This window comes from Paractinoplanes hotanensis, from assembly GCF_023717965.1.
GTDB lineage: Bacteria > Actinomycetota > Actinomycetes > Mycobacteriales > Micromonosporaceae > Actinoplanes > Actinoplanes polyasparticus.
On the sequence record NZ_JAMQOL010000104.1, the window covers coordinates 1 to 6340 of the forward strand.

The following is a 6340-nucleotide window of genomic DNA, read 5'->3' on the forward strand; positions in this document are numbered from 1 at the left end:
CGGCCCACCCTCGCCTATGGATTCCTCGCCACCAGCGGCCTGGCACCACCCTGACCCTGACCCCAAAAGCTCAGTAAACAACGTGACCAGGTCGCTGTCCGAGTAGAGGAGATGCTTGATGCTCACCCTCTTTCCCCGGTCCTGATCTCGATGCCCGGTGTCGGGGTCAGGACCGCAGCCCGGATCCTGCTCGAGGTCGGTGACGTCACCGCATTTCCGACCTCCGGCCACCTGGCCGCCTACGCCGGGCTCGCCCCGGTGACCCGCCGCTCGGGTACCAGCATCCGCGGTGAGCACCCACCCAAAGGCGGCAACAAGCAGCTCAAACGCGCGTTCTTCCTGTCCGCGTTCGCGGCCCTGTCCGACCCGCTCAGCCGGGCCTACTACCGCACGAACGTCCAGCCCAGACCGCTCGAGCGCAACCAGGACTCCACCTGACCGAACCGGCGTCGGTGGTGTGGCTTGAACTGTGCCGGCCCACCGCGGACGACTTTGCCATGGTCAACGAAACAGTTCGGCCTACACGAGTTGGCCATCGAGGACGCGGGACACGAATCCCAGCACCCCAGACTCGACCGCTATCCCACCCACCTGTTCCTCAGCGCGTACGCCGTCACCCTCGACGACGAAAGCGTGACGTTGACCGCCAACGAGATCGCGGTGTTCATCACTGCCCAGGCGATCATCACCGTGCGCCCACGACGACCGGTTCGGCCTCGCACCGGTCCACGTCCTTCGCGCCACCGAGTGGACCGAATCACTACGCGATCTGGTCGCCACGACCGCCGAGACGAACCTGACCATCCAGGCGAACCGGATGAATCTGATCATGAATAAGGTGACCAGCTGGGCGGCGACCATCGCCGTGCCCACGGCGATCACCCGTTTCTACGGCCAGAATCTGCCCTACCCGGGCAACGGAACCCACTGGGGCGTGCTGGTCTCGACCGCCTTCATCCTCGTGATGGTCCACCCTGCTCTATGCCGTCTACAAACACAGGGACTGGGGCTGTGATCAGGTAGAAGTTGCATGCCGCCTGAAGATCGCGCGCCCCGCCGGATCGCTCAATGGCGACAAGGTGGCGCGGGATTCTGCGGTACGGTCTTCTCAGTCAGCGGCACGTTGACGTTTCCTGCCCCGGACCCCGGCAGCCTCCTTTTCGTGAAGGGTGCGGCCATGCTGGGCGCCGTGGGTGACCTCGAGTACATCACGGCTGCCGGCCTGCTGGGCGGCGGTGAGCTGGTTGTCGATGGTTGCGGAGCCCGCTGATCCGGTCGTCGCCCGGCTGCGCCGGCTCTGCGAGCGCGCCGTGAGTTCCCTGTCCGCGGCGGGTGCGGGCTTGTCCGTGGTCGCCCAGGACAACCAGTTCAGCTTGCTCGCCGCTGCGGATCCGGCCAGCGAGCGCCTGGAAGAGCTGCAACTGGTCCTCGGCGAAGGCCCGTGCATCGACGCTGCTTCCGCCCGACGTCCGGCGCTGATCGCCGACCTCAGGCAGGTGGAGCCCACCCGCTGGCCGGTGTACGCCGGCGCGATGCGCGACGCCGGAATCGGCGCCATCTTCGCCTTCCCGCTGCAGATAGGGGCCGCGCAACTCGGCGTGCTGGACTTGTTCCGGGCCGAGCCGGGTCCGCTGTCCGGCTCCGAGTTGCGCCACGCGTTCGACCTCGCCGACGAGGCGGTCACGATCCTGCTCGACGGTCAGGAAGAGCGCGGCGCCGGGCGGACCGACGACGGCGTGATGGCCGGACCGGGCGAGTTGTTCCAGGCCCAGGGCATGGTGATGATTCAGATCGGCGGGACGCTCGCCGAGGCGATGGCCCGGATCCGTGCCCACGCGTACGCGGAGAACCGCCGGTTGATCGATGTGGCTCGCGAGATTCTCGGGCATGACCTGCGGTTCGACCGCGACCAGTGAACACGGTGACGAGATGTCGGATGCCTGGGAGGCACCAATGAGTACGGTATCCGCCGAGCGGCTTTCGAGGATTTTCGTCGAGGTCGCCGACACGTTGGTGGATGATTTCGACCTGCTCGACTTTCTGCACATGCTCACGGTGCGCACCGCAGACCTGGTTGGGGCGTCCGCGGTCGGTCTGCTGCTGGAGGACCAGCGCGGCCGGTTGCAGTTCATGGCCGCCTCCGACGAGCGTGCCCGAAATCCTGGAGATCTTCCAGGTGCAGGCCAGCGAAGGCCCCTGCTTCGACGCGTTCAGCACCGGTAAGCCGGTGCTCAACGCGGACCTGCAGGCTGCGGGAGACCGCTGGCCGGATTTCACCCGCCACGCCCTCACCGCCGGCTTCCGCTCCGTGCACGCGTTCCCGATGCGCGTGCGCCGCGAGGTCATCGGCGCGCTGAACGTCTTCGGCAACACGGTGGGTGGCAACTTCGACGACGCGGACGTGCAGGTCGTGCAGGCGCTCACTGATGTGGCCGCGATCGGGTTGCTGCAGGAACGGGCCATCCGGCGCGGCGAGGTGCTCACGGAGCAGTTGCAGGGCGCCCTCAACAGCCGGATCGTCATCGAGCAGGCCAAGGGTGCCATCGCGCAGGCACACGGCGTCTCCGTCGACGCGGCATTCGCCGCGCTGCGCGGGTACGCCCGCCGCAGCAACCGCAAGCTGACCGATGCCGCCCAGGAGATACTCGCCGACCCCGGCAGGCTGGGTGCCCCGACCGAGCACTGACCTGGCACGCGGGCGCAGCCGAACGAGAGGCCGGACCCCAGTCGTGAGCGGCCGGGCGGCAGAGGGGCGAGGTTGATGCGACCGTTCGAGGCGATGCTGTCGGTGGCCAATCTGATCGGATGCCTTGTCATCGCCTTGCCACGGCTGCGCCGGCACCGGCGGGCGGGGTACCTGGTGGCTGTTCCGGTCATCGTCGGCTCGGTGCAGATCCTCGCCGAGGGCGTCCGGTGGCAGGCAGTGCCGGCGTACGCGCTGGCCTTGGTGTTGCCGGGAGCCTGGTTCCTGCGTCGGCTGATGGCGGGACGACTGAACCTACGTGGGTGGATCGCCCGGACCGCGACGATCGCCGGGATGGCGGGATGCGCGATCGTGCTGGTGGTCTCGGTGGCGTTGCCGGTGGCTGTACCGGTGTTCCACTTTCCGGTACCCACCGGGCACTACGGCATCGGCACTGTGACCTACCACTGGGTAGATCAAAGCCGGCCCGAGGTTTTCACCGCCGACCCGGACGACCATCGCGAGCTGATGGCGCAGGTCTGGTACCCGGCGAACCCGACACCGGGCGCCGGGCGTGCCCCCTACATCGCCGATGCCGACGCGGTGACCTCCGCATCCGCCCGACTGGCCGGCCTGCCGCCGATGTTGTTCAGCCATTTCCGGTACATCACCACGAACGCCGTCGCCGCCGCTCCGGTCGCCGAGGACCAGGACAGATACCCGGTGCTCGTGTTCCTTTCCGGCCTGTACGGGTTCCGGTCGGTGAGCACCTTCCAGATCGAGGAGCTGGTCTCGCACGGGTACGTGGTGGTCGGCCTCGACCAGCCCGGCGTCGTCGCGACGGTCCGGCTCCCGGACGGCCGGCAGATCGAGAACCTGCCGATCGGCGACATCGGCCCGCTCGTCGACCAGAGCATCGAGCCACAGCCGACCACACCGGCACTCAACGGTGTGCCTCAGCCGGACGGCCTGGTCCCCTACTTCGCCCAGGACGTGCGACTCACCCTCGACCGGCTCGCTGACCTCGACGCCGGCGACCCACAGGGCATCCTCGCCGGACACCTCGACCTCAGCCGGGCCGGCGTGTTAGGCGTCTCGCTCGGCGGGCGGATCGCGGCCGAGTCGTGCCTGCGCGACGCCCGCCTCAAGGCGTGCCTGGTCATGGACGACCCCGCACCGGCCGACGTCGTCGCGGCCGGCCTGCGTCAACCGACGATGTTCCTCACCCGGGACGCGGACACCATGCGGCTGGAACGCCAGAGGTCCGGCGGCTGGACCGAGCACGATATCGCCACGACGCTCGGGACCATGCGCGCGGCATACGCGCGACTGTCCGGCGGCGGATATTACGTGGAGATCCCGGGCCTGTTCCATGTCAACTTCACCGATCTGCCGTACTGGCTGCCCCCGTCGGCGCAGCTCGGCTTGACCGGGCCCATCGGCGGCCGGCGCGGCTTCACGATCATCAACGCGTACACGGTGGCCTTCTTCGACCAGGCGCTGCGCGGCCGAACCTCACCGCTGTTGGACGAGGCCTCCCGGTTGATCCCGGAGGCGACCGTCACCATCCGCTCGCCCTTGCGACAGCCATGACGGTTGCCTCCGAGGTCAGCCGGCGTCGTCTGTGCGGCAATCAGCAATCGGCGACCGGTTCGGCGGCGGCTTCAGACGTGATCGATGATCTGGTCGGTGGGCAACCGCGAGGTGCACGACGGCCCGGTGTCGGCCGGGTCGGGGTCCGGAGCGGGCAGCTCGACCCTACGCCTGTCTGTCTTGGCTGGGAGCGTCGTCCTTGGCTGGGAGCGTCGTCGCCTGGTCGGCTCACCACCACGTGGCTGATGACGTCGGCCACGGTAGATGCGCGTACGGTGAGGGTTGTCGCCCGGGACCCCGGTGGCTGTCTACCCGCCGCCGTCGATTTCGGCCCGCAACCGGGGCGAAATTCTTGATCCGTCAGGCCTCCCGCCATGCGATACCTGCTGGCCGGCATCCGCTTCGCCTCCGGCTGGGAGGTTGCGCCGAAACTCCCGAACGGTCCGGCGGGCGAAGATGTGGTCCGACGCGCTTGCCGCCCACAAGACGGGGCGAGTTCAGGTCACCGAGGTCCGCGCCGCGGACGAGCCCTTCGATGTACGCGTCTGACGCCGGATGCCGCCAGGCGGCGGCATGCTGACGGAGGCGGTTCGTGATGTCCCCGCGACAGCCGCCATCGTCGGGTTCTTCGCCTCGGGGTGGTTCGGCTGGGCTCAGGAACACCCGCCGGCGACCTGGCGGCAGCGTTGCGCCGGGCGGCTACCGCCAGGCCGGCGTGCCATCCGGGTGCGCGGCCGTGGGCGGGCGGGCCGACGGCCTCCATCCGGTGACCACTGCCGGCGAGGAGCCAGGCGGTCAGGGAGTTGGAGTTCCACATCTCGCCGTTACGGCTTTCGTCGCAGCCCCAGACGAGCGCGGGAACGAGCGGGACCAGGCGCAACACCTCCCGTGCCCGGGTGGCGTCGGCACTGACGACGTGCGGGCCGGTGACGGCCTCGGCCAGGTCGAGGATAGTGCCGTCGCGCCACATCCTCACCTCGTACCGGAACAGCGGTAAACGTCCGAGAAGCCGGGAACCGACCGGGCCTTCGCGGACGACTCCGTGATCCGTGGCGGGGCCGCCCAGCACCGGGGTCATCTCGATGACGAAGCGTTGCGCGCCCAGCCGTACCTGGAGCGCTGAGTGGTAGAGGTCGCGTACGGGTCGATGCTGGTGACGTGCTTGCAGGGCTTCGAAGATGCGCCCGTTGAGGCGGATGCAGTGGCCGCCGGCGCCGAGCGGTAGCCAGTACAGCGTCACGTCGGCGGGTGGGGCGTGAGTGGGTTTCGGCGGCGACATCGTCAGCGCTCGGCGACGAGCCGGCGCGCCCGCAGCACCCGCGCCCACCACGGACGAGCCGGCGCGGCGCGGCGCATCGGCGGCACCGGCATCCCTTTGAGGCTGATCCAGCCGCCGGGGCCCATCGCGACCGACCGGATCGCGGGGGGCCGTCGTACCGCGACAGCCATGGCGATGGTGACCCCGGTGAGCGCCGCCGCGGTCAGGGCGGTCACCACGATGCGGGTGACATCCACGGCCGACTGGAAGCGAATTCCTTCGGGCGTCATCACGTACGCGCCAACGGTTCTGCGCCCATGGCTTATCGGCACGACGGTGAGGCGGTCGAGCGCTACGGGTTCGGCGCGACGGTCATGGCTGTTAGTGGTCGCGGTGTCCGTCGAGCGCGTCATGCGGTGCTCGTCTCCAGGTGGGTGGGCGCGGTCGTATCCAGATCCGGAGCACCGGAGCGTGCCGCGCGCCGCCGAAACAGCGGCCGGTAGAGGTATCAGGTGATCGCGGCCAGCAGTGCCATCATCAGCGCCGCTGCGACGACTGCGACGACTGTGGCGGCGGAGGCGTCCGGGTCGTTGCGGGCGGTCATGGTGATCGCCATGCCGGTCACCGAGGAAGGCGCCGTGACCGTGGCTGCCGAGGACCATCAGTTCCGCACCCTTGCCGGCATCCAGCAGGACCTGCGCAGGGCCTTCCAGGACCCGGGTGGTGAGCGGAACAGGGTGGTCATCCTTGCCCCGCACCTGTGCCACTGTTTCAGCCAGACTCTTCTCGGCGTACCGGATGATGCC

8 protein-coding genes and 2 pseudogenes are annotated in these 6340 nt (G+C 69.0%); 8 read left to right on the forward strand and 2 right to left on the reverse strand.

What is annotated here, in order from left to right; all coding sequences use genetic code 11:
- Window positions 1-75: 75 nt before the first annotated feature.
- The 7 genes and pseudogenes from LXN57_RS47385 to LXN57_RS47410 form a co-directional block, all read left to right on the forward strand.
- Window positions 76-387: pseudogene (locus LXN57_RS47385) on the forward strand (IS110 family transposase); the annotation flags it as partial.
- Between the two features lie 75 nt (window positions 388-462).
- Window positions 463-696, forward strand: a pseudogene (locus LXN57_RS48535) (CorA family divalent cation transporter); the annotation flags it as partial.
- The gene (locus LXN57_RS47390; RefSeq protein WP_285904774.1) at window positions 671-1015 is read left to right on the forward strand and encodes a CorA family divalent cation transporter; all 345 of its coding nucleotides are present in this window, start codon (window positions 671-673) and stop codon (window positions 1013-1015) included. The pseudogene LXN57_RS48535 and the gene LXN57_RS47390, both read left to right, overlap by 26 nt.
- Before the next feature lie 235 nt (window positions 1016-1250).
- Window positions 1251-1916: a GAF and ANTAR domain-containing protein gene (locus LXN57_RS47395; protein ID WP_251804906.1), complete on the forward strand. Its 666-nt coding sequence runs from the start codon at window positions 1251-1253 to the stop codon at window positions 1914-1916.
- A 13-nt stretch (window positions 1917-1929) separates the two neighbouring features.
- Window positions 1930-2223, forward strand: a complete 294-nt coding sequence (locus LXN57_RS47400; protein ID WP_251804907.1) for a hypothetical protein — start codon at window positions 1930-1932, stop codon at window positions 2221-2223.
- Window positions 2150-2686 (forward strand): GAF and ANTAR domain-containing protein, encoded by a 537-nt coding sequence (locus LXN57_RS47405; RefSeq protein ID WP_251804908.1) that lies wholly within the window; start codon window positions 2150-2152, stop codon window positions 2684-2686. Before LXN57_RS47400 ends, LXN57_RS47405 begins: the two co-directional genes overlap by 74 nt.
- Before the next feature lie 75 nt (window positions 2687-2761).
- The gene (locus LXN57_RS47410) at window positions 2762-4276 is read left to right on the forward strand and encodes an alpha/beta hydrolase family protein (protein ID WP_251804909.1); all 1515 of its coding nucleotides are present in this window, start codon (window positions 2762-2764) and stop codon (window positions 4274-4276) included.
- Between the two features lie 502 nt (window positions 4277-4778).
- Here LXN57_RS47410 and LXN57_RS47415 read toward each other — a convergent pair.
- Window positions 4779-5555, reverse strand: coding sequence for a hypothetical protein (locus LXN57_RS47415; RefSeq protein WP_251804913.1), 777 nt, complete (start codon window positions 5553-5555; stop codon window positions 4779-4781).
- Between the two features lie 2 nt (window positions 5556-5557).
- A complete protein-coding gene (locus LXN57_RS47420) occupies window positions 5558-5947 on the reverse strand; it encodes a hypothetical protein (protein WP_251804910.1) in 390 nt (129 codons plus the stop codon).
- Between the two features lie 201 nt (window positions 5948-6148).
- On the opposite strand from LXN57_RS47420, the gene LXN57_RS47425 reads away from it, so the two are divergent.
- A partial coding sequence (locus tag LXN57_RS47425) for a hypothetical protein (protein WP_251804911.1) occupies window positions 6149-6340 on the forward strand: 192 nt, incomplete at its 3' end.